The organism is Methylobacterium mesophilicum (genome assembly GCF_022179445.1).
Classification (GTDB): Bacteria; Pseudomonadota; Alphaproteobacteria; order Rhizobiales; family Beijerinckiaceae; genus Methylobacterium; species Methylobacterium mesophilicum.
The window spans coordinates 206,512-226,318 of sequence record NZ_BPQU01000003.1 but is presented as its reverse complement, the minus strand read 5'-3'; the positions used below and the strand labels follow the sequence as shown (position 1 = coordinate 226,318).

22 protein-coding genes are annotated in these 19,807 nt (G+C 68.7%); 9 read left to right on the top strand and 13 right to left on the bottom strand.

The window, feature by feature from the left end; all coding sequences use genetic code 11:
- The first annotated feature begins 107 nt into the window (after positions 1-107).
- The 4 genes from dctP to MFF40_RS05535 all read left to right on the top strand — a co-directional run bounded on the left by dctP (position 108) and on the right by MFF40_RS05535 (position 3,507).
- Positions 108-1,130 (top strand): TRAP transporter substrate-binding protein DctP, encoded by a 1,023-nt coding sequence (gene dctP, locus MFF40_RS05550; protein WP_147854124.1) that lies wholly within the window; start codon positions 108-110, stop codon positions 1,128-1,130.
- Positions 1,127-1,816, top strand: a complete 690-nt coding sequence (locus tag MFF40_RS05545) for a TRAP transporter small permease (RefSeq protein WP_147854125.1) — start codon at positions 1,127-1,129, stop codon at positions 1,814-1,816. Before dctP ends, MFF40_RS05545 begins: the two co-directional genes overlap by 4 nt.
- Positions 1,816-3,168: a TRAP transporter large permease gene (locus tag MFF40_RS05540; protein WP_147854126.1), complete on the top strand. Its 1,353-nt coding sequence runs from the start codon at positions 1,816-1,818 to the stop codon at positions 3,166-3,168. Before MFF40_RS05545 ends, MFF40_RS05540 begins: the two co-directional genes overlap by 1 nt.
- 75 nt (positions 3,169-3,243) lie before the next feature.
- Positions 3,244-3,507: a hypothetical protein gene (locus MFF40_RS05535; protein ID WP_147854127.1), complete on the top strand. Its 264-nt coding sequence runs from the start codon at positions 3,244-3,246 to the stop codon at positions 3,505-3,507.
- A gap of 497 nt (positions 3,508-4,004) precedes the next feature.
- On the opposite strand, the gene MFF40_RS28805 is transcribed toward MFF40_RS05535, so the two are convergent.
- Both MFF40_RS28805 and MFF40_RS05530 read right to left on the bottom strand, forming a co-directional pair.
- Complete coding sequence (locus MFF40_RS28805) at positions 4,005-4,136, bottom strand: hypothetical protein (RefSeq protein ID WP_283206086.1); 132 nt, start codon at positions 4,134-4,136, stop codon at positions 4,005-4,007.
- Positions 4,137-4,195: 59 nt separating this feature from the next.
- The gene (locus MFF40_RS05530; RefSeq protein ID WP_147854128.1) at positions 4,196-4,408 is read right to left on the bottom strand and encodes a hypothetical protein; all 213 of its coding nucleotides are present in this window, start codon (positions 4,406-4,408) and stop codon (positions 4,196-4,198) included.
- 282 nt (positions 4,409-4,690) lie between these two features.
- On the opposite strand from MFF40_RS05530, the gene MFF40_RS05525 reads away from it, so the two are divergent.
- Positions 4,691-5,158, top strand: coding sequence for a YbaK/EbsC family protein (locus MFF40_RS05525; RefSeq protein WP_238259869.1), 468 nt, complete (start codon positions 4,691-4,693; stop codon positions 5,156-5,158).
- 16 nt (positions 5,159-5,174) lie between these two features.
- On the opposite strand, the gene MFF40_RS05520 is transcribed toward MFF40_RS05525, so the two are convergent.
- The 7 genes from MFF40_RS05520 to MFF40_RS05490 all read right to left on the bottom strand — a co-directional run bounded on the left by MFF40_RS05520 (position 5,175) and on the right by MFF40_RS05490 (position 11,598).
- Positions 5,175-5,810, bottom strand: coding sequence for a PIN domain-containing protein (locus MFF40_RS05520; RefSeq protein WP_147854130.1), 636 nt, complete (start codon positions 5,808-5,810; stop codon positions 5,175-5,177).
- A complete protein-coding gene (locus MFF40_RS05515; protein WP_238259868.1) occupies positions 5,807-6,022 on the bottom strand; it encodes a hypothetical protein in 216 nt (71 codons plus the stop codon). The genes MFF40_RS05520 and MFF40_RS05515 overlap by 4 nt, the downstream gene beginning before the upstream one ends.
- Before the next feature lie 58 nt (positions 6,023-6,080).
- Entirely contained in the window at positions 6,081-6,893 is an 813-nt protein-coding gene (locus MFF40_RS05510) for an enoyl-CoA hydratase/isomerase family protein (RefSeq protein ID WP_147854131.1), read from the bottom strand.
- Positions 6,894-6,919: 26 nt separating this feature from the next.
- Positions 6,920-8,140, bottom strand: coding sequence for a CaiB/BaiF CoA transferase family protein (locus MFF40_RS05505; protein ID WP_147854132.1), 1,221 nt, complete (start codon positions 8,138-8,140; stop codon positions 6,920-6,922).
- 7 nt (positions 8,141-8,147) lie between these two features.
- Entirely contained in the window at positions 8,148-9,440 is a 1,293-nt protein-coding gene (locus MFF40_RS05500) for an MFS transporter (protein WP_147854133.1), read from the bottom strand.
- Positions 9,441-9,661: 221 nt separating this feature from the next.
- Entirely contained in the window at positions 9,662-10,906 is a 1,245-nt protein-coding gene (locus MFF40_RS05495) for a nitrate/nitrite transporter (protein WP_147854134.1), read from the bottom strand.
- Between the two features lie 482 nt (positions 10,907-11,388).
- Entirely contained in the window at positions 11,389-11,598 is a 210-nt protein-coding gene (locus tag MFF40_RS05490) for a hypothetical protein (protein ID WP_147854135.1), read from the bottom strand.
- Positions 11,599-11,957: 359 nt separating this feature from the next.
- Here MFF40_RS05490 and MFF40_RS05485 point away from each other — a divergent pair, with 359 nt between their 5' ends.
- Together MFF40_RS05485 and MFF40_RS05480 are read left to right on the top strand one after the other, a co-directional pair.
- The gene (locus MFF40_RS05485; protein ID WP_238259867.1) at positions 11,958-12,902 is read left to right on the top strand and encodes a L,D-transpeptidase; all 945 of its coding nucleotides are present in this window, start codon (positions 11,958-11,960) and stop codon (positions 12,900-12,902) included.
- A gap of 115 nt (positions 12,903-13,017) precedes the next feature.
- A protein-coding gene (locus tag MFF40_RS05480; protein ID WP_147856683.1) for an IS630 family transposase occupies positions 13,018-13,973 on the top strand; the annotation gives its coding sequence in 2 pieces (ribosomal slippage) (positions 13,018-13,363 and positions 13,363-13,973; 957 coding nt in all).
- A 12-nt stretch (positions 13,974-13,985) separates the two neighbouring features.
- Here the strand turns inward: MFF40_RS05480 and glpX are convergent.
- The 3 genes from glpX to MFF40_RS05465 form a co-directional block, all read right to left on the bottom strand.
- Positions 13,986-14,963, bottom strand: a complete 978-nt coding sequence (glpX, locus tag MFF40_RS05475) for a class II fructose-bisphosphatase (RefSeq protein WP_147856682.1) — start codon at positions 14,961-14,963, stop codon at positions 13,986-13,988.
- A 144-nt stretch (positions 14,964-15,107) separates the two neighbouring features.
- The gene (locus MFF40_RS05470; RefSeq protein WP_147897908.1) at positions 15,108-16,424 is read right to left on the bottom strand and encodes a homoserine dehydrogenase; all 1,317 of its coding nucleotides are present in this window, start codon (positions 16,422-16,424) and stop codon (positions 15,108-15,110) included.
- Between the two features lie 98 nt (positions 16,425-16,522).
- Positions 16,523-17,209, bottom strand: a complete 687-nt coding sequence (locus tag MFF40_RS05465; protein ID WP_147897920.1) for a ceramidase domain-containing protein — start codon at positions 17,207-17,209, stop codon at positions 16,523-16,525.
- Positions 17,210-17,342: 133 nt separating this feature from the next.
- Between MFF40_RS05465 and xth the strand changes: the two genes are divergently transcribed.
- Positions 17,343-18,137 (top strand): exodeoxyribonuclease III, encoded by a 795-nt coding sequence (gene xth / locus MFF40_RS05460; protein ID WP_147857404.1) that lies wholly within the window; start codon positions 17,343-17,345, stop codon positions 18,135-18,137.
- Positions 18,138-18,475: 338 nt separating this feature from the next.
- On the opposite strand, the gene MFF40_RS05455 is transcribed toward xth, so the two are convergent.
- On the bottom strand, positions 18,476-19,090 hold the full coding sequence (locus MFF40_RS05455; RefSeq protein WP_147857405.1) for an NIPSNAP family protein: 615 nt from the start codon (positions 19,088-19,090) through the stop codon (positions 18,476-18,478).
- Between the two features lie 135 nt (positions 19,091-19,225).
- Between MFF40_RS05455 and MFF40_RS05450 the strand changes: the two genes are divergently transcribed.
- Positions 19,226-19,732: a peptide deformylase gene (locus MFF40_RS05450; RefSeq protein ID WP_147897909.1), complete on the top strand. Its 507-nt coding sequence runs from the start codon at positions 19,226-19,228 to the stop codon at positions 19,730-19,732.
- Positions 19,733-19,807: the final 75 nt, after the last annotated feature.

Here is a 19,807-nt window from a genome sequence, read left to right as displayed (position 1 = left end):
GTGTTGACAAAATATACAAGAGCGTCTTTCGTGCATACAACCATCGCAAATCAGTATTGCGATGCACAAAAACGGACGCCGCCAAGTGTGCGGTGCGGGAGAGAGCCATGACGCCGACACGTCGTACGCTGGTCGCAGCCGCCCTCGCGGCGCCTGCCATCCTGAGATTCGGCCTCGGCGCCGCGCAGGCCGCAACGGTCCTGAAGCTGTCGCATCAGTTCCCCGGCGGGACCATCGACGAGGGCGATTTCCGCGATCGGATGTGCCGGAAATTCGCCCAGGCGGTCGGCGAGCGCTCGAAGGGCGCCCTGGAAGTCCAGGTCTATCCGGGCTCTTCGCTGATGAAGACGAACGCTCAGTTCGGCGCCATGCGCAAGGGCGCGCTCGACATGTCGCTCTATCCGAGCCCTTACGCGGGCGGCGAGATCGCGGAGCTGAACATCGGCCTGATGCCGGCGCTCGTGACCTCCTACGCGCAGGCTCTCGCATGGAAGTCGGCCCCCGTGGGGCGCAAGCTCACCGAGCTGCTGGAATCCAAGGGGATCGTGCTGGTCTCCTGGGTCTGGCAGGCCGGCGGCGTCGCCAGCCGCGAGCGGGGGCTGATCGCGCCGGCCGACGCCAAGGGCATGAAGGTCCGCGGCGGGTCCCGTGAGATGGACCTGATGATGAAGCAGGCCGGTGCCGCCACCCTGTCGATCCCGTCGAACGAATCCTACGCGGCGATGCAGACCGGTGCGTGCGACGCGGTGATCACCTCGTCCACCAGCCTGATCTCGTTCCGTTTGGAAGAACTCGCGAAGGCGCTGACCTCGGGCCGCGAGCGCTCCTACTGGTTCATGCTCGAGCCGATCATGATGTCCAAGACGGTGTTCTCCGGCCTGCCGAAGGATCAGCAGGACCTGATCATGGCGGTGGGCGCCGAGCTCGAAGCCTTCGGGCAGGCCGGCGCGAAGGAGGACGACACCCGGGTCGAGCAGATCTTCTCCAAGGCCGGCGCCAAGGTCTCGCAGCTCGACGAGCAGTCGCTGAGCCAGTGGCGGGAACTAGCCCGGGAGACCGCCTGGAAGGACTATGCAGGCCGCAACGCGAGCTGCGCGGAGCTGCTGAAGCTGGCGGAGCAGGTCGCGTGAGCCACGGCTTCGACGCCGCCACCGCGCTGCCCGACGCGAAGGGCGCCGAGGAGCCGCGCCTTCCCGGCCTGCTCGGCCTGTTCGACCGGGCGCTGCGCGGCATCAACCGCGTGATCCTCGGCCTCGGCGGGCTCTGCCTCGTCGGCGCCTGCCTGGTGCTGAGCCACAGCGTCGTGGTCCGCTACCTGCTCAAGGAGCCCACCGATTGGCAGGACGAGATGGCGGTCTTCCTGATCGTCGGGGCGACCTTCTTCTCCGCCGCCGGGGTCCAGGCCAAGCGCGGCCACGTCGCGATTGAGGCGCTGACCGGCCTGCTGCCGCCGGCGGTCAACCGGGTCCGGCTGCTGCTGGTGGACGTGATCAGCCTGATGTTCTGCCTGTTCTTCGCCTGGAAGAGCTGGTCTCTCGACCACGAGGCCTGGATCGACGGCCAGACCTCGCAATCGACCTGGGGTCCCCCGCTCTGGATCCCCTACACGCTGATGGCCGCCGGCATGAGCCTGTTGTGCCTGCAATTCATCCTGCAGATCGCCGAGGCTCTGGTCTACGGGCCGCGGGCGGCGGGCTGGGCCAAGCCGAAAATCGGCATCGGCGCCGACGTCAACAAGGATATGCGCGACGCGCCCGGGGTCACCCCCCAGGGGCCCGATCCGATGGGCCGGACCGTCGACGCGAGGGTCAAGTGATGAGCACGGCGGCGATCGGCTTCCTGTATGCGGGAGCCACCCTCGGGGCGATGCTGTCGGGCATCCCCATCGCGTTCGCGCTCGGCGCGGTGGCGCTGGCCTTCATGGTCGCGTTCATGCCGAGCGCCTCCCTCGATACGGTGGCGCAGAACGTCTACGAGGAGATGGCCTCGATCACCCTGCTGTCGATCCCGCTGTTCATCCTGAAGGGCGCGGCGATCGGGCGGTCCCGGGCGGGCCAGGACCTCTATTCGGCGATGCATGCTTGGATGCACCGCATCCCCGGCGGCCTCGGCATCGCCAACGTCTTCGCCTGCGCGCTGTTCGCCGCCATGGCGGGCTCGAGCCCGGCCACCTGTTCGGCGATCGGCTCGGCCGGCATCCCGGAGATGCGCAAGCGCGGATACTCTCCGGGCTTCGCCGCCGGGATCATCGCGGCCGGCGGCACCCTCGGCATCCTGCTGCCGCCCTCGATCACCATGATCCTGTATGCGGTGGCCTCCGAGCAGTCGCTCGGGCGCCTGTTCCTGGCCGGCATCGGGCCGGGGCTGCTGCTGGTCGCCCTGTTCGCGACCTGGGCGATGTACCGGTTCCGCTCGGAATTCTCCGCCGCCAAGGCGGTGCTGGAGCGCGGCGGGCCGGCCTCGCCGATCCTGGCCGACGAGCAGTACAGCATGGCCCAGCGCTTCTCGACGCTGCCGCGGGTGCTGCCCTTCGTGGTGCTGCTCACCGGCGTGATGGTGGCGCTCTACGGCGGCTACGCCACGCCCTCGGAGACGGCCGGTCTCGGCGGCCTGCTGGCGCTCGGGCTGATCGCCGCGATCTACGGCGTGTGGCGGTTCCGCGACGTCAGCCCGATCCTGATCGCGACGCTGCGTGAATCGACCATGCTGATGCTGATCATCGGGATGTCGCTGCTCTACGCCTACGTGATGAGCTACCTGCACCTGTCGCAATCGGCGGCCGCCGCGATCGTGGCGATGCAGCTCTCGCCGTGGGTGCTGCTGGTGACGATCCTCGGCCTGGTGATCGTGCTCGGCTTCTTCCTGCCACCGGTCTCGATCATCCTGATGACCGCCCCGATCATCCTGCCGCCCCTCAAGGCCGCGGGCTTCGACCTGGTGTGGTTCGGCGTGGTCATGACCATCACCATGGAGATGGGGCTGATCCACCCGCCGGTGGGCCTCAACATCTTCGTCATCAAGAACATCGCCCCCGACATCCCGCTCTCGGACATCATCTGGGGCACCCTGCCCTTTGTGATCCTGATGGCGGTGGCGATCCTGATCCTGTGCCTAGTGCCGGGCATCGCCATGTGGCTGCCGGACCTGCTCCTCGCGACGACGCGGTAGTGCCGGACATCCAAGCCAACGGCAGCGCCGGTCATCGTGGCTGCGTGACCGGCGCCGCTGCCCTATCTATCCGGGATGACCGACCTTCAGACCATCCAGATGCTGCACACGGCGAACGTGATCGCCGAGGACGAGATCGACGCCAGCGTCGAGGCGTTCCTCGCCGGGGCGGTGGGCGAGCCCTACCGGTTCCGCAGCGGCCACCGACTGAACCTCGTCAAAGCGGTGCGCAGCCACCCTGGTGCCCAGGAATTCGTCGGGCGCGCCAATATCGGCACGCAATTGAAGCGGCCGTTCGTGCGCGCGGCGATCCTGCAGGCGCGGCCGTTGAAGGGGTGACGCCGGGACGGGGAGTCTAGGGTCGGTTCGACCAGGCTGTTCCAACCCCATCCGGCCGTCCCAAAAGACGTGCCGTTGCAGGGCTCGGAAGGGTCGGCTGGACGTCCACGCGAGCCCTTGAGCGTATTGGAGTTCTTCTCCCGCGCGGGCAGGCGGATTCACCGATCGGGCCGGGCAGTACGGGCACAGGATTCAGCGGGAGTCGCCTTTCCGATGGGACTCCGGATCACTTAGCTTGGGATGTTCATCTTTTCAGCGGGTGGGAAAAGCTTTGTCTTTTCTCCATGCGGTGGCTGAATCGAAGCTGCCAAGCGCCGTCATCCCGGTGCCGCGCCGCGGTGCCCGGAATCCACGACGTGTCACGATCGAAGCTCAATGCACCGTCGATCGGAAGCCCCTCGCAAACGGATCTTGCGAGACGTGATTGACACGCCTCGCACCGCTGCCGGCGTCGCGCGAAGAGCGATGCCGCCGCGCGAAGCCCGATCCGACGGAATTCAGCGTCCCTCGGACTTCTTCACGGCCGCGGAGACGGGGTTCTTCTGCGAGGGCGCCGCCGCATTAATCTTCGGCACCGCCTTCTTGGGCTTCTTCGTCTCGCGGTTGCTACGCTGCTTCTCGGAGGCCATGCGGTCGATCCTTGGGTTCAAGACGGGTGACGTGACGGAGCGGTCGCGGCGGCGATGGCCTACGGTTTGACATGCGCGATGAAGCGCCCGCGGGCCCAGAGCTCGATGCGGTGACCATCGAGCAGGGTGGTGGCGTGGCGCTCGGCCGCGTCGTCGTCCAGGGCGTCCACCGGGACCGTGGAGCGGACGCTGCCGTTCGCGGCGAACCGGTAGGCCTGATAGGTCGTCGCCGCGCCGGACGGCGTGGCCGGGAATGCGAGGAGGGTTGCCATGTTTTCGTCCGCCGATCACAGGCGGGGACATGCCGTCCTCAGTCACCGGAGCCTGTTGCCGCTCTTCCGGTAATGCGGCGAGCCTGCGCCCAAACCGCCACGAAAGATAGTCGCTTCGCAGCGGCGCATCCCGATTCGGCGCGCAGTTGGCTGCAGGTCGAACCGCAGCGCTTTCTCGGCCACGCTCGCATCCTCTATGACCGGCGACGCGGATGGTCCGGATGCTTCGCTGATCTACCGGCCGCCCTCGCCGCGACCCGCGTTACTCGAAGGACACCTTCCATGAGTCTTGAGACGGTCCGTGCGTTCTTCGCCGACAAGGCGCCCGACATCACGGTCATCGAGCTGGCCACCAGCACCGCGACCGTGGCGGAAGCCGCAGCCGGCCACGGGGTCGCCCCGGCGCAGATCGCCAAGACGCTTTCGATCCGCATCGGCGATCAAGTCGCCCTGGTGGTGACCCGCGGCGACGCGCGCCTCGACAACAGGAAGGCGAAGGCCGTGTTCGGCGGCAAGGTCCGGATGCTCGATCTCGGCGAAGTCGAGTCGCTCACCGGCCACCCGGTCGGCGGGGTCTGCCCGTTCGGGCTTGCCGCGCCGCTGCCGGTCTATTGCGACATCTCGCTCCAGGCCTTCGACGAAGTGTTTCCTGCGGCCGGCAGCACGAACAGCGCCGTGCGCATCCCCCCCGACCGCATGGCCGAGTTGACCGGTGCCGCCTGGGTCGATGTCTGTCAGGAGCCGGGGTGAGCGGCGGCCCGGCGCATCAGGGATAGCGCTGGCGCAGCGAACCTGGGTTCGGCCGGCATCCGTTCGCGAGCCAAGCAACCGCATCGATCGGGTGGGCCACGACGAGCGATACACCGTCGGCGCGCTCATGGAGCAGGGTGAAGAGCTGGCGGGTCGTCCCGTTCGAGCGGCCGACGCGCTGCGTGTTGCGACGCTCGGAGTCGTTCGTGACGAAATCCACGAGGTTGTCGGTGACAAGCAGATCGACCCGGTCAGCGATGCAGAAGGCCAACACGCCCGCATCCTCGCGGTCGGTCATGGCGAGCTGGTCGCGCCCCGCCGTCAGCACGGCCGGATGCAGCCGTTCCGGACCGCAGCGCATCAACCCGTCGACGACCTGAGGAAACCCTTCGGCGAGGTGGTCCGGCAGGCCCTGCCGCTTCAGCACCCGTTCGAGGGTGCATAGCATCTCGCGCGAGACCGTCAGTTGAAGGGATATGTCTCCGGCTGCGTAAGCTTGCACCATCGCGACCAAGCGCATGGGTGCAGTACCGGTTCGGCCGCGCTGCAGAGCCAGCAGATAGGCGATCCAAACATTCACATCGAGACAGATACGCAGCACCGATCGCGGCGGCGCGCGGCCGCCATCGGCAGTCCCGATGCCTGCGCTCACGTCCTCTGGGTGCTGAGCGCGGTGGCAGCCTCGAGAAGGTCGAGGTCGCTCACAGCGTCCGTGTCGGTGTCCAGCGGGTTTGCGGCGGCGATCAGCGCGGCGACGCGCTCGAAATTTCGGCGCGCTGTCTCAGCCCGAGCCGCATCCTCCCCCGCGCCTGTTCGGGCATCGGGCTCCGTCGGGCGGGTACGGGGGAACTCGGACAGCGCCATAACAGAAGGGCCGTATCTCTCATGTGCCGCGCGAATGTAACGCTACGCGGTCAGGCATTCAACGGCCGCTCCAGTCCGGCGTGCGCTTGCCCAGGAACGCCTCCATGCCCTCGCGGAAATCCTGGCTCATGTAGCACAGCAGGATGAGGTCATCGCCGGGATGCGGCGCGCCGTCGGCGGTGGGCTCCTCCTCGGCGAGGCGGCGCAGGCCTTCCTTGGTGGCCTGCATGGTGAGCGGCGCGTGGCCGGCGAGGAGCTGCGCCAGGGCGTCGACCCGGTCGGTCAGGGCTGCGCGGTCGTCCACCACCTCGCCGACGAGGCCGATGGACAGCGCCTCTTCGGCTCCCACGAGGCGCGCGGTGAAGATGATGTCCTTGACCCGCGCCGGCCCGATCAACCCCGAGAGCCGCTTGAGGTTACCCTGGCTGAGGCAATTGCCGAGCGTCCGGGCGATCGGAAAGCCGAATCGGGCGTCACGGGTGGCGATCCGCAGGTCGCAGGCCGCCGCGATGGCGGCGCCGCCACCCGTGCAGGCCCCGGCGATCGCCGCGATGGTCGGGACCCGCAGCCGCTCCAGGGCGCCGAGCACCCGGTCCATGAAGCGCTCGTAGCCCAGCGCGTCCTCGGCGGTCTCGAAGCTGCGGAACTGGGCGATGTCGGTGCCGGCCGCGAAGGCCTTGTCGCCGGCGCCGGTGATGATCAGCGCCTTTACGGCCGGATCGGCGGCGATCGCCTCGCAGCAGGTGATCAGCCCCTGGTACATCGCGAAGGTCAGCGCGTTGCGGGCCTGCGGCCGATTGAGGACGATCCGGGCGATCCCGGCCTCGTCCGTGGTGAACAGCAGCTCGTCGGTGGCGGGCGTGGCACTCATCGCTGCGTCTCCGGGTACGGGAGGGATCAGGCCGCGGTCTCGCGGACCACGCCCCTGTCGATCAGTCCGTCGATCTCGGCGGCGGTGTAGCCCGCCTCGGCCAGGATCGCCCGGGAATGCTCGCCGAGCAACGGCGCCGGGCCGTGGACCCGGCCGGGCGTGTCGGAAAACTTCACCGGCAAGCCGAGCGTCTTCATCCGGCCGACCCGGCTGTGCTCGACCTCCACCACCATCTCGCGGGCGAGCGTCTGCGGGTCTTGGTGCATAGCGTTGACGTCGAGCACTGGCCCCGCCGGGACGCCGCCGGCTTCCAGGCGCGCCAGCCAGACCTCCGAGGTTTCCGCCGAGAAGATCGGCGCCAGGGTGGCCGCGAGTTCGTGGCGGTTGGCCATGCGGTCGCGGTTGAGGGCGAAGCGCGGATCCTCGGCCAGGGCCTCGGCATCGACCGCCCTGAGCATCCGCAGCCAGTTGGTCTGGTTGGCCGCGCCGATGGTGATCCAGCCGTCGGCGGTCTCGAACGCCTCGTAGGGGGCGTTCAGCGGATGGGCCGAGCCCATCGGCCCCGGCGCGATCCCAGTGGCCATGGCGATGGCCGATTGCCAGTAGGTGTGGGTGATGCCGGCCTCGAACAGCGAGGTGTCGACCGCCTGGCCCCGCCCGGTCTTCAGCCGGTGGGTATAGGCTGCGAGCACGCCCATGGCGGCCAGGATCCCGGCGGTGATGTCGGTCACCGGCGGCCCGCACTTCATCGGCGGCCGTCCGGGCCCCTCCCCGGTCACCGACATCAACCCGCTCATGCCTTGCGCGACGAGGTCGAACCCGGCGCGGTCGGCATAGGGCCCAGTGCGGCCGAAGCCCGAGAGCGAGCAGTAGACGAGCGCCGGAAACTCCTGCCGCAGGGTTTCATAGCCGATACCCAGGCGCTCCATGGTGCCGCCGCGGTAATTCTCGATCAGCGCGTCGGCGGTCCCGAGCAGGCGGCGCAGAACCGCCACGCCGTCCGGGTTCTTGAGGTCGAGGCTCAGCCCGCGCTTGCCGCGGTTCATCATCATGTAGGCGGCGCTCTCGCCCTCGAGCGCCGGCGGGACGGTGCGGCGGGTGTCGTCGCCGTCCATCTTCTCGACCTTGATGACCTCCGCGCCCATGTCGGCGAGCATCAGCCCGCAGACCGGGCCGGCCATGATGTGCGCCAGCTCGATCACCCGCATGCCGGCGAGCGGCCCGGAACGTCCGGCTGTCTCCACCATCGCGGCGCTACTCCCCGGCCGGCGCAGGCGCCACGGGGCCCACCGGCCCGGTGACGGGTTCAACGAATTCGCGCTCGGGATGCATCGTGAAGGCGAGGGCCGCCCCGAGCAGGCATAGGCCGACCGATCCGACGAACGGCAGCGTCCAGCTCCCGGTCAGGTCGACGATGAGCCCGAACACGATCGGCGAGACGATCGCCGCAATGGCCGAGCCGGTGTTCATCAGCCCGCTGGCGGTGCCGGCATATTTCGGCGCGATATCCATCGGCACCGACCAGATCGGCCCGATCACCAGTTCGGCGAAGAAGAATCCGGAGGACAGCAGCAGCGCCACCAGGGTCAGGTCGCGGGTAAGGAACACACCCGCCAGGCTCGCGGCCGCGCCCAGGAATCCGACGACGATCACCGACAGGCGGGCGAGCTTCACGTTGCCGGTGCGATGGAGGATCGAGTCGCTCAGCATGCCGCCGACCGTATCGCCGACGACGCCGGCGAAGAAGACCCCCGACGCGAACAGGGCCGAGTTCTTGAGGTCGAGGCCGTAATTCTCCTTGAAGAAGCTCGGCAGCCAGCCGAGGAACAGCCACAGGGTCCAGCCGTAGCAGAAATACGTGATTGTCACCGGGAGCATGCGCCGGGTGAGCGGCCCCCACGGCACCGATTGCTTCGCCCCGACCTTGCGAGGCGGCGGCAGCGCGTCGAGCTCCGCGGCGGTGATCTTCGGGTGATCGGAGGGGTCGTCGCGGAAGTACAGGTACCAGATCACCACCCAGATGAAGCTGATTCCGCCCAGGATCACGAAGCTGGCGCGCCATCCGAAATGGTACATCAGGAACGCCACGATTGGCGGCGCCACGGCGTTGCCGAGCCGGGCGAAGGCGTGGGTGATGCCCTGCGCGAAGCCGCGACGGCCCGGCGCCGTCCAGTTCTGCATGGCCCGGGTCGCGGTCGGGAAGGTCGCGCCCTCGCCGAAGCCGAGCAGCACGCGAGCCAGGAACAGGCTGACGAGGCCGCCGACCAAGCCGGTCAGGATCGTGGCCGAGGCCCAGATCATGCCGCAGACCAGCAGCGTGCGCCGGGCACCGAACTTGTCGCCGACCGATCCGCCGATAACCTGAAAGATCGCGTACGGGTAGGCGAAGGCCGACAGGATAAGACCGAAGTCGGTCTTCGACATGCCGAATTCGCGGATGATCTCGGCACCGGCGGTCGCGATGTTCACCCGGTCCAGATACGTGATGAAATACATCACGCAGAGCAGGCCGAGCACGGCGTTGGTGGCGCTGACGCGCTTCAACATCGACCATTCCTCCCTAGCAAACGCCGCGTTTCGCGGTCGCCTCGCGCCGCATCCGAAGGGACGTGCGCGTTTTGGTATTCGTTATTCAAACGCCTCTTGCACCGGAAGGCAACCATGCGTCGAGGGGGCTCGGCACGAATTCAATTTGAACGGCGGAAACGAAAAACGGGAGCCTCGCGGCTCCCGTCGGACGTTTGCGGGTCTGGATCGTGTCGACCCGCTCAGACCGTCGCCGGCTGGAGCTGACCGGTCTCCGCCTCGCTGCCCAGCGCCTTGCCGCGCGGACCGACCCAGCTGCCGACCCACTTGCGCTGCCACAGCATCAGGCAGCCCAGCACCGCCGCGGTGAACACCGCGTAGCCGACGAAGCCGAGCGAGAACGATCCGGTATACTGCTTCGACAGCCCCATGACGTTCGGCAGGATCGCGCCGCCGAGCGCGCCCACCTCACCGATCATCGAGCCGGCGACCGCCGTGTTGGCCGGCCAGCGCAGGGGCACGAGCTGGAACAACGCGCCGTTGCCGGCGCCGAGCGCCGCGAAGCAGAGCATGAACAGCAGCGTGGTCACGGCGAGCGAGGGCGTCGCCATCAGCGACAGGAAGGTCGCGATCGCCGCGAGCAGCACCACCGACAGCACCGCGATCCCGCCCATCCGGTCGGCGAAGTAGCCGCCGACGATCCGGATGCCCGAGCCCATGAAGGCCGCCAGCATGGTCAAGCGGCCGGCCTCGACCTTCGTGACCGAGAACTGCTCGTAGAAAAAGGTCGGCAAGAAGTTCGACAGGCCGACGAAGCCCCCGAAGGTGATCACGTAGATCAGCGAGAACGCCCAGCCGTCCTTGGTGAACAGGCAGGAGACGTGCTCCTTGAACGACTGGTGCGCGGTGTCCGGCGGCTCCTTGGCGAACACGATCATGACCGCCAGCGGAATGAGCATCACGACGCCCGCGAAGGCGTAGGTGGTCTGCCAGCCGTAGGCCTGCGCCAGCGGCGGAGCGAACAGCACGGCCAGCACGGTCCCGGAATTGCCGGCCCCCGCGATGCCCATCGCCAAGCCCTTGTGCTCCGGCGGGAACCAGCCCGATCCGAGGGACAGGGCCACGCCGAAGGAGGCACCCGCGATACCGAGCAGCACGCCCATGGCGAGCACGTCGTTGTACGAGGAGACCGCGAAGAAGCCGTAGGCCATCGCCATCATGATCACGGTCATCTCGGTGATCGCGGCGTTCTTGCGGCCGATATACTGGGCCAGGATCCCCAGCGGGAAGCGCATCAGCGCACCGGCGAGGATCGGCAGCGAGATCATGAAGCCGGTCTGGGCCGGCGTGAGCTTGTAGGTCTCGGTGATGAACGGGCCCATGGCGCCGTTCAGGACCCAGATGGCGAAGCAGAAATCGAAATAGAGGAACGCCGCAAACAGGGTCGGGGGGTGACCCGACTTCATCGCCGTCTTGAAGCTGGCCATAGCTGGTGCTCGTCTAAGTGAGGCGAACCGCCAAGCGGTCGCTCATGCCGGGGATCCGGACTCACACCGTCCGCTGTTTGGAGCGTCGTTGCTCCGCCGCCGCAGCAGGGCGCGGCGCTTCGGCAAAGCAGCATGCGTGCCAATTCGCTTGGAGGAAGGACGTTCTGATGAACGCGCCGGCCGGTACGGCCTCCGGTCGGCCGACGCCGTCTTTGCGAGCGCAGCGAAGCAACTCAGTGCGGCGCGCGGTCTCCGAACCTGGCGTTTCCCCAGGTTGCTGCGCTGCGCTCGCACTGACGAGGCGGATCGACGGGACGGACGGCAACCCAAACCCGCCATCCCGACGTCAGGGCTCAGATAGGCCGTCTTCTAAGATCGGAAAAAGTTGGTCCTGCTGCAGAACATGCTCTCGCCCGAATGCGGGATTGCCGCCGATACAGGCACCGCTGCTTCGGAATCGTGCGGCACCTGGAACCACCCCATCAGCGGCACGACACCACAGTACGGACGATCCAGCCCTCCTGGGGCACCCAGAACTTGCGGCGGGCGCGGCCGCAATCGCGCTCGGGCTGGGTCCCCGAGGTCCAGGTTCCGGCCGGCTCCGTGACCTTGGGCGGTTCCGCCGTCACGGCGCGGCGGGCCTGCGCGCCCGGTCCGAGAAGCAGGGCCGCAACCAGAATTGTAGCGCTCACCAACACACGCGCGTGCACGGCCAAGACCCTTCGCCCGGCGGGGATGCCGGTGGGTGGCATCAACCGGAGGTTGCCGGCCGGCGCAAGGCCGATGCCGCTCGGAACCGGATTCGTCCCGCCCGTTCCTGCATCAGGGTGAACGCGCGGGCAGGCGGTTGAGGCAGGAACGCAACACAAGTGCGGAGAAGTACACGCGGCGACATCAGACTTCGCCCGGTGAGGACTCGTGCAACTTGGCGATGCCGCGTGATCTTTGCTAAGGCCTGGAATGAGCTTGGCCGTGTATTCGTGCTGGCCTGCTCGATCGCGCGCCGCCGCACGCTCCCGGTGACGCCGCGCCATCCAGGGAAAACCGCGCCATGTCCGCCCCGATCCGCCGCCTATTCCTGGCCGGCTTCACCGTCCTCGCGCTCGCCTCGACGGCCCACGCCCAAGGTCGCGGCCCGGTCGCCGAGTCCGGGATCGACGGGCTCGGCGACGACGGCCAGCTCTATCAGGACCAGAACGGCGCGTTCTACGTCCGCCGCGGCGACCGTTATCTGCCCTATACCGGCCGCCCGCCGGTGGTCCGTCCCGTTCCTCAGGCCGCTCCGGCGCCGCAGGCGGCCCCGGTCTACGCGCCGGATTTCGACGACCCGACCGCGCCGCCCCGGCGCGCCGCCGGAACGCCCCCGGCCGAGGGTCTTTCGCCGATCGAGGCCGCCAAGGCGAAGGCCGTGCTGCGCGCGCCCGACGACGGGCCGATCGACTACGCCAAGGCGTATGGGCCGATCCCGGACGACGTGTTCCCGGTCCAGGCCTTCAACTACAAGAAGATGAACCCGGCCTATCTCCGGCAGGAGATCGCCTATAGCGGCCCCTACGAGCCGGGCACGATCATCGTAGACCCGCGCGCCCACCAGCTCACCCTGGTCGAGCAGGGCGGGCGCGCCCGCCGCTACGGCGTCGGCGTCGGCAAGCAGGGCTTCTCGTGGTCCGGCACCGCGACGGTGAATTCCAAGCAGGCCTGGCCGGATTGGTACCCGCCCAAGGAGATGATCGCCCGCAGCCCGAAGCTCGCCAGCGAGGTGGACAAGTTGCAAAGCGGCCTCGGCGTCGCCGGCGGTCTGCGCAACCCGCTGGGCGCGCGCGCCATGTATCTCTGGCAGGGCAACAAGGACACGCTGTTCCGCATCCACGGCACCCTCGAGCCGTTCTCGATCGGCAAGAGCGTGTCCTCGGGCTGCATCCGGATGATCAACCAGGACGCGATCGACCTGTTCAGCCGGGTCAACGTCGGCTCCAAGGTCGTCGTCCTGAACTGATCGCTCTCGGGGGCGCCGTCGCGCCTAGAGCCGTGCCCTGGCGGGTTGAATCGCGCGGGGTAGGCGATCTGGCTGGCGTGTGATTCACTGGATGGGCTTGTGATGGAGGATCGCCATGCCTTCAGCCCTGTCGGTGGATCTGCGCGAGCGGGTGGTCGCTGCGATTGAAGCGGGTGCATCGCGGCGTCAGGCGGCCAAACGCTTCGGTGTCGGGGCGGCCAGCGCGGTCCGTTGGTACGAGCGCTTCCGTCAGGACAGGCAGATCGCGCCCAAGCCCATGGGCGGCGACCGCAACTCGCAGCGTCTGGAAGCGCAGGCGGCCCTGATCCTTCGACTCAACGAAGAACACCCGCTCTCCTTCTTGCGGGAACTGCGCGACAGGCTCTCGGAACGCGGCGTCCGGGCGAGCACGAGCAGCCTGTCACGCTTCTTCGCCCGGCATGGGATCACCCGTAAAAAGGGGCTGTCCACGCGGCCGAGCAGGAGCGGTCGGATGTGAGGGCCGCGCGCGAGGACTGGTTCGATGGGCAACCCGATCTAGATCCGGATCGCTTGGTTTTCCTCGACGAGACGGCCGCCACGACGAAGATGGTCCGCCGCTATGGTCGTTCTCCGTGCGGTCAGCGCTGCCGGATCGCCGTGCCTCACGGGCACTACAAGACCACCACCATCACCGCCGCCCTGCGCGCCACGGGACTGATCGCCAGGACCGTCTTCGATGGAGCCACGAATGGTATGCGCTTCCGCGCCTACGTCACCGACATCCTGGCTCCGGTGCTGAGGCCCGGTGACACTGTCATCCTCGACAATCTGAACGCCCACAAGGTCGCCGGGGTGCGCGAGGCCATCGAGGCGGTCGGCGCACGGGTTCTCTACCTCCCGCCCTACAGTCCCGACTTCAATCCGATCGAGCAGGTCTTTGCCAAGGTCAAAGCCCTCCTCCGGACGGCTGCAACACGGACCGCCGCCGACCTGACCATCGCCATCGAGGACGCGTTCGCCGCCGTCCGACCGGATGAGTGCCGAAACTACCTCACCGCTGCTGGATACGATGCCTATGAGCCAACCTGAAAGGACACGGCTCTAGCTGCGGCGGTGCTCTCCCAGGATCCGCCGGACCGTGCCGGCCTCCGAGCGGTAGACCACCGTCTCGGTCTGGATCCGGTCGGGCCGGAAGCGGACGCCGCGGAGGAGCGCCCCGTCGGTCACGCCGGTGGCGGCCACGATCACGTCGCCGCTGGCGAGATCCACCAGATCATATTTCCGGTTGAGGTCGTCGATGCCCATCTCGGCGGCGCGGCGGCGGCGCTCGGCCGTGTCCAAGATCAGCCGTCCCTGCATCTGGCCGCCGATGCACCGCATGGCCGCGGCCGCCAGCACGCCCTCGGGGGCGGCACCGGTGCCGAGATAGATGTCGATGCCGGTCTCGCCCGGGCTCGCCGTGAAGATGATGCCGGCGATGTCGCCGTCCGAGATCAGCCGGACTGCGGCGCCGGCGGCGCGCACCTCCGCGATCAGTGCGGCATGCCGGGGGCGGTCGAGGATCAGCGCGGTGATCTGATCGGGCTCGACGCCCTTGGCCCGGGCCAGCGCCGCGATGTTGTCGGCGGGGCTGGCGTCGAGGTCGACCAGGCCGGGCCGGTAACCGGGGCCGATGGCGATCTTCTGCATGTAGACGTCGGGGGCGGCGAGCAGCGAGCCGCGCTCGGCCATGGCCATCACGGCGATCGCGCCCGGCATGTCCTTGGCGCAGAGGGTCGTGCCCTCCAGGGGATCGACCGCGATGTCGACCTCGGGCCCCTCCCCCTGGCCGAGTTGCTCCCCGATGAACAGCATCGGCGCCTGGTCGCGCTCGCCCTCGCCGATCACCACCGTCCCGCGGATCGGCAGGCTGTTGAGTTCCGCCCGCATCGCGTCGACCGCGGCCTGATCGGCGGCCTTCTCGTCGCCCTTGCCCCGCAGCCGGGCCGCCGCGATGGCGGCGCGCTCCGTGACGCGGGCGAGTTCGAGGGCGAGCGTGCGCGGAACGCCACGCGGTTCGGACTTGGGGGCCACGGCCATCGCTTCCTGCCTTTGTCCGGGTCCGATCTTGAGTCGGATCCCGGTTTGATCGTCGTCGACCAACGCCTGTCAGCCTACGCGCGCCGCAAAAGTATCACTTATCTTGCATCAACATTGCGGCACATGACGCGACTTTGTGCACTCTTATTCACGCTCGATGCGGATGACCTGCGGCGGCTCGGCCAGCAGCCCGTCGGCGCCGATCGCGTCGAGCGCGTCGCGGATGTTGCCCTCGGTGGCCGCGTAGGTGATCAGCACCAGGGGCACCGGCCGGCCCGAACGCCCGCGGGGATCCGTCCCGGCGCCCTCGGTGCGGCGCTGGAGGATGCTCTCCAGGGAGATCTCCCGCTCGGCCATCCGCTGGGCAACGCCGGCGGCGACGCCGGGGCGGTCGTGGACGGTCAGCCGGATGTAATAGCCGCCCTCGTGCCGCTGCATCTCCACCCGCTCGCTGGCGCGCATCGACGCCGCCGGCACCCCGAAGGTCGGGCGGACGATACCGCGGGCCACGTCGGCGATGTCGGCGACCACTGCGGAAGCCGTCGCCTCGCCGCCGGCGCCCGGGCCGATCAGCGTCAGCTCGCCGACCGCGTCGGCGTCGATGGTGACGGCGTTGGTCACGCCCATCACCTGGGCGATGGCGGAGGATTTGGGCACCATGGTCGGGTGGACGCGCTGCTCGATCCCGGCCTCGGAGGCCTGGGCGACGCCGAGCAGCTTGATCCGGTAGCCGAGTTCGTCGGCCATGCGCAGGTCGAGGGGCTGCACCCGGGAGATGCCCTCCACCGACACACCGTCGGCGTCGATGGTGGTGCCGTAGGCCAGACTCGTCAGGATCGCGAGCTTGTGGGCGGTGTCGAAACCCTCGACGTCGAAGGTCGGGTCCGCCTCGGCGTAGCCCAGCGCCTGCGCATCCTTGAGGCAGGCCTCGAAGGTCAGGCCCTCGCGCTCCATGCGGCTGAGGATGTAGTTGCAAGTGCCGTTGAGGATCCCGTAGACGCGCGCCACGGCGTTGCCGGGCAGGCCCTCGCGCAGGGTCTTGATCACCGGTATGCCGCCGGCCACCGCGGCCTCGTAGGCCAGCGCGACGCCGTTCGCCTCGGCGAGCGCCGCCAGCGCCGCGCCGTGGCGGGCGAGCAGGGCCTTGTTGGCGGTCACCACGGTCTTGCCGGCCTGCAGCGCCGCCTCGACCACGGCCTTGGCCGACCCCTCGGCGCCGCCGATCAACTCGACCACGCAGTCGACCTCGCCGGAGCGGGCGAGCGCCACCGGATCGTCGAACCAGGTCACGCCGGCCAAGTCGAGGCCACGGTCGCGGGTCCGGTCGCGGGACGACACAGCGGCGACGCGGATGTCGAGGCCGGAGGCGGTCAGGGTGTCATGGCGGCGGGCGATCATCCGGACGACGGACGCGCCGACGGTGCCGAGCCCGGCGACGCCGATGCGGTAGCTCACTGTCATGATTCCTTCCGTGCACGGGACTCGCGATGAGCCGGGTCACCGATGCGGCGCATCTGTGCAAGAATTCCGTCCGGCCCGCAACAAAACCGGCCGCGCCCTCACGGGACCGCGGCGCGGTGCCGGATCGCCGTGACCACGAGGGCGTAGAGCACGACGGCGTTCAGGACGTGCCAGAGCGCGTGCGTGCCGATCGGCAGCGCCGCGCAGACGGATCGGTCGAGGGTGCGCGCGGTCAGCGAGACCAGGAACAGCACGCCGATCTCCGTGAGCCTCCGGCCGGTGCCGACGAAGCGGTGCTCCGGACGATCGAGCGCCGCCACGGTGAAGAGGGCGAGCGCCGCGGGCACGTAGTCGATCGATCCATGGGTCAGGGCGGAGATGTCGGACCCGCTCAGTCCGTCGAGGGTGGGGACCAGCGTGAAGCTGAACAGGACGAAGCCCGCGGTGGCCGCCTCCACCCGGATGCGCGGCAGCCTCAGGAACCGGTGCAGCGCCAAAGCCAGGTAGGCGACGATGAACAGCGTGATCGGGATGATGTCGGCATACATCGCCCAGGTCACCGCCAGGGTGTGGAACAGGAACGAGCCGCACCCCACGACGGCGATCAGCCCGGCCAGCCCCAGGCAGGCGCGGTCCGGCGGCCGCGCGGCGTGCGCCCGGCGTGCCGCGGCCGCGGCGGCCAGCAGGAAGGCGGCGTTCGACGCCGCGTTGACCGGCTCGGCCCAGACCTCCGGCCCGGTCCGCTCGCAGTAAGCCATGACCGGCTCGAACCACCCCATCGTCATCCTGGCGTCTATATCGCCCCGATCTTGCGCCGCCATGGCCTTGTCAGCGCGGCGCGAAGCGCGGATGACGCTTCGGCCGCTCCGGGAACCACTTCGGCGGCGAGCGCTCCAGACGGCGACCGGAAGCGAGGCGATGCGGATCACGACCTGGAACGTCAACTCGATCAAGCAGAGGCTGCCGCACCTGCTCGGCTTCCTCGACGAGGCGAAGCCCGACGTGGTCTGCCTGCAGGAGCTGAAATGCCAGGACGAGGCGTTCCCGCGCGCCGAGGTCGAGGGGGCCGGCTACGCGGTCGAGACGCTCGGGCAGAAGGCCTATAACGGCGTGGCCCTGCTGGTGCGCGCGCCGCTGGAGATGAGCGAGATCCGGCGCGGTCTGCCGGGCGACGAGACCGACGAGCAATCGCGCTACATCGAGGCGCTGATCTCCGGCGCCGAGTCCAAGCCGGTGCGGGTGGCCTCGATCTACCTGCCGAACGGCAACCCGGTCGACAGCCCGAAATACCCCTACAAGCTCGGCTTCATGGAACGCCTGCGGATCCACGCGCGCATCCTCATGGAGGACGAGACCGCCGTGGTGCTCGCGGGCGACTACAACGTCATCCCGGAACCCGCCGACGCGGCCGACCCGGAGGCGTGGCGCTCCGACGCGCTGTTCCTGCCCGCCACGCGGGCGGCGTTCCGCGCCCTCCTGGCCGAGGGCTACACCGACGGCCTGCGCGCCTGCGATCCCCGCGACGGGCTCTACACATTCTGGGACTACCAGGCGGGCTGCTGGCAGCGGAACGCGGGCATCCGCATCGACCACCTCCTGCTGTCGCCGCAGGCCGCCGACCGTCTGGTCTCGGCCGCCGTGCAGAAGCACCTGCGCGGCCTGGACAAGCCGTCCGATCACGTGCCGGTGACGGTGGAGCTGACGGCTGGGTAGCGCGGATGCGGGTCGTCTCGCCGCGGCCTACGATGTCCAGGCATCGGCTCGTGCAGGGCGCAAACGCATGTTTGTTCGCCGGACAGGGAGCCGACCAACGTCGTCGCACACCGTCGTCCCGAGGCCGCCAAGCGGAGCCCGGGATCCAGAAGCACCGACGTTCCAGCGCCTTACACCGACAACGGTTATGGATTCCGGGTTCGCCCGCGGCGACCCGGAATGACGGTGCGGGGTGCCGGATCGGGAGGGGCAAAAGCTCGGGCGATGAGCTGACCGGGGTGCGAAACCCGTCCGCCTGAATCGCAGACAGGCATGTCCTGCACCCGCCGACCGGGAATTCAGCTTAGCGGCGACACCCCCTGCGGCAGCGCGATCACCGAGGTCGCTTCCGCGATCTGGTCGGGGCCGCCCTTCGGCGGCCAGACGCCGTCGCCATAGGCTTGAGCGCGCAACGCGGCCCGCTCCTGAAGGCTGGCGAAGGCCCATATATGCGTGATCCGCGGCGCCCCATCGAGGGCGTACAGGTTCACAACAAGATGTTCGGTGTAGGTTCGGGCCGGTTCGATGGCCGCCTCCCAGGCCGACAGCGTCGGCGCCAGGCCGCCGGGTTTGAGGCGGTAGGTCCGGATCTCGTACAGCCCGCCGCGCTCCCCGGTCCGGATCGGCGCCAGGAACGGGAACGGCGCGTAGCTGTCCATCTCCAGCGCGGTCACCACGCCGCCCGCATTGAACGGGTTGGCGCTGAGCAGGGCGCGTCGGCGCTCGGCCGTCATGTCCTCCGGCGCGGTGAACCCCCGCAGCACGATGAGCCGGCCCAGCATGCCGACTTCCGTCCGCCAGCAGCCCATGAGTTGTCCCTTGGCTTCGCTGTCGTCCACCCAGGCATGGACGCCCTCGGATGCGTGTCCGAGCGCGAGCAGGGGGCAGGAGAGCGTGGCGAGTTCGTACAGCATGGGAGCCTCAGTCTGTTCGAGGCTTCAAAGCCTGGAGCGGCCATTCGGTTTCCGACGCAGGAAGCGGTTGACTGCGCCCCGTGGTTCCGGTGGAGGACAGAGGGATCCCGAACCGTCACCGGTGGACTCCCCGACATGCCGGCCCGCCCCCTCGTCCAGTTCCCCGACCGTCGCCTGTCCCTCCCGGCCGACCCGGTCGATGCGTTCGGTCCTCGCCTCTCGGCCCTCGCCGACGACGTGCGGGACACGCTGCTGGCCGTCAGCGCCATCGGCCTGACGGCACCGCATATCGGCGTTCCGGAGCGCGTCGTGGTGATCCGTCTGTCGCCGGACGAGGATCTGCGCGTCTACGTCAACCCGGTGATCCTCTGGGCCTCCGCGGAGACGACGCCCCATGAAGAGGGCAGCGTCAGCATGCCCGGCGTGCGCGAGCGCATCACGCGGCCGAGCCGGATCCGCTTCGGCTACCGCGACCTTGATGGAGCCGCCCACGAGGAGGAGACGGACGGCTTTTCGGCCGCCGTGATCCAGCATGAAATCGATCAACTCGACGGTATCTTTTGGATCGACCGCCTCTCCCGTCTGAAGCGAGAGCGTCTCATCAAGCGGTTCGAGAAATCGAACGCCGCTTCATCAAGATGAAACCCGGGCCGAACACGATGAAATGGCCAACTCAACACGACGACATCGGCATCGATTGCACCGCTGCCGGCATCG

Bases quoted from the DNA above. Each gene is read 5' to 3' on its own strand.
- dctP (WP_147854124.1), top strand. From the start codon at position 108: ATGACGCCGACACGTCGTACGCTGGTCGCAGCCGCCCTCGCGGCGCCT.
- MFF40_RS05540 (WP_147854126.1), top strand. From the start codon at position 1,816: ATGAGCACGGCGGCGATCGGCTTCCTGTATGCGGGAGCCACCCTCGGG.
- MFF40_RS05535 (WP_147854127.1), top strand. From the start codon at position 3,244: ATGACCGACCTTCAGACCATCCAGATGCTGCACACGGCGAACGTGATC.
- MFF40_RS28805 (WP_283206086.1), bottom strand. From the start codon at position 4,136: ATGGCCTCCGAGAAGCAGCGTAGCAACCGCGAGACGAAGAAGCCCAAG.
- MFF40_RS05530 (WP_147854128.1), bottom strand. From the start codon at position 4,408: ATGGCAACCCTCCTCGCATTCCCGGCCACGCCGTCCGGCGCGGCGACG.
- MFF40_RS05525 (WP_238259869.1), top strand. From the start codon at position 4,691: ATGAGTCTTGAGACGGTCCGTGCGTTCTTCGCCGACAAGGCGCCCGAC.
- MFF40_RS05515 (WP_238259868.1), bottom strand. From the start codon at position 6,022: ATGGCGCTGTCCGAGTTCCCCCGTACCCGCCCGACGGAGCCCGATGCC.
- MFF40_RS05510 (WP_147854131.1), bottom strand. From the start codon at position 6,893: ATGAGTGCCACGCCCGCCACCGACGAGCTGCTGTTCACCACGGACGAG.
- MFF40_RS05505 (WP_147854132.1), bottom strand. From the start codon at position 8,140: ATGGTGGAGACAGCCGGACGTTCCGGGCCGCTCGCCGGCATGCGGGTG.
- MFF40_RS05500 (WP_147854133.1), bottom strand. From the start codon at position 9,440: ATGTTGAAGCGCGTCAGCGCCACCAACGCCGTGCTCGGCCTGCTCTGC.
- MFF40_RS05495 (WP_147854134.1), bottom strand. From the start codon at position 10,906: ATGGCCAGCTTCAAGACGGCGATGAAGTCGGGTCACCCCCCGACCCTG.
- MFF40_RS05485 (WP_238259867.1), top strand. From the start codon at position 11,958: ATGTCCGCCCCGATCCGCCGCCTATTCCTGGCCGGCTTCACCGTCCTC.
- glpX (WP_147856682.1), bottom strand. From the start codon at position 14,963: ATGGCCGTGGCCCCCAAGTCCGAACCGCGTGGCGTTCCGCGCACGCTC.
- MFF40_RS05470 (WP_147897908.1), bottom strand. From the start codon at position 16,424: ATGACAGTGAGCTACCGCATCGGCGTCGCCGGGCTCGGCACCGTCGGC.
- MFF40_RS05465 (WP_147897920.1), bottom strand. From the start codon at position 17,209: ATGACGATGGGGTGGTTCGAGCCGGTCATGGCTTACTGCGAGCGGACC.
- xth (WP_147857404.1), top strand. From the start codon at position 17,343: ATGCGGATCACGACCTGGAACGTCAACTCGATCAAGCAGAGGCTGCCG.
- MFF40_RS05455 (WP_147857405.1), bottom strand. From the start codon at position 19,090: ATGCTGTACGAACTCGCCACGCTCTCCTGCCCCCTGCTCGCGCTCGGA.
- MFF40_RS05450 (WP_147897909.1), top strand. From the start codon at position 19,226: ATGCCGGCCCGCCCCCTCGTCCAGTTCCCCGACCGTCGCCTGTCCCTC.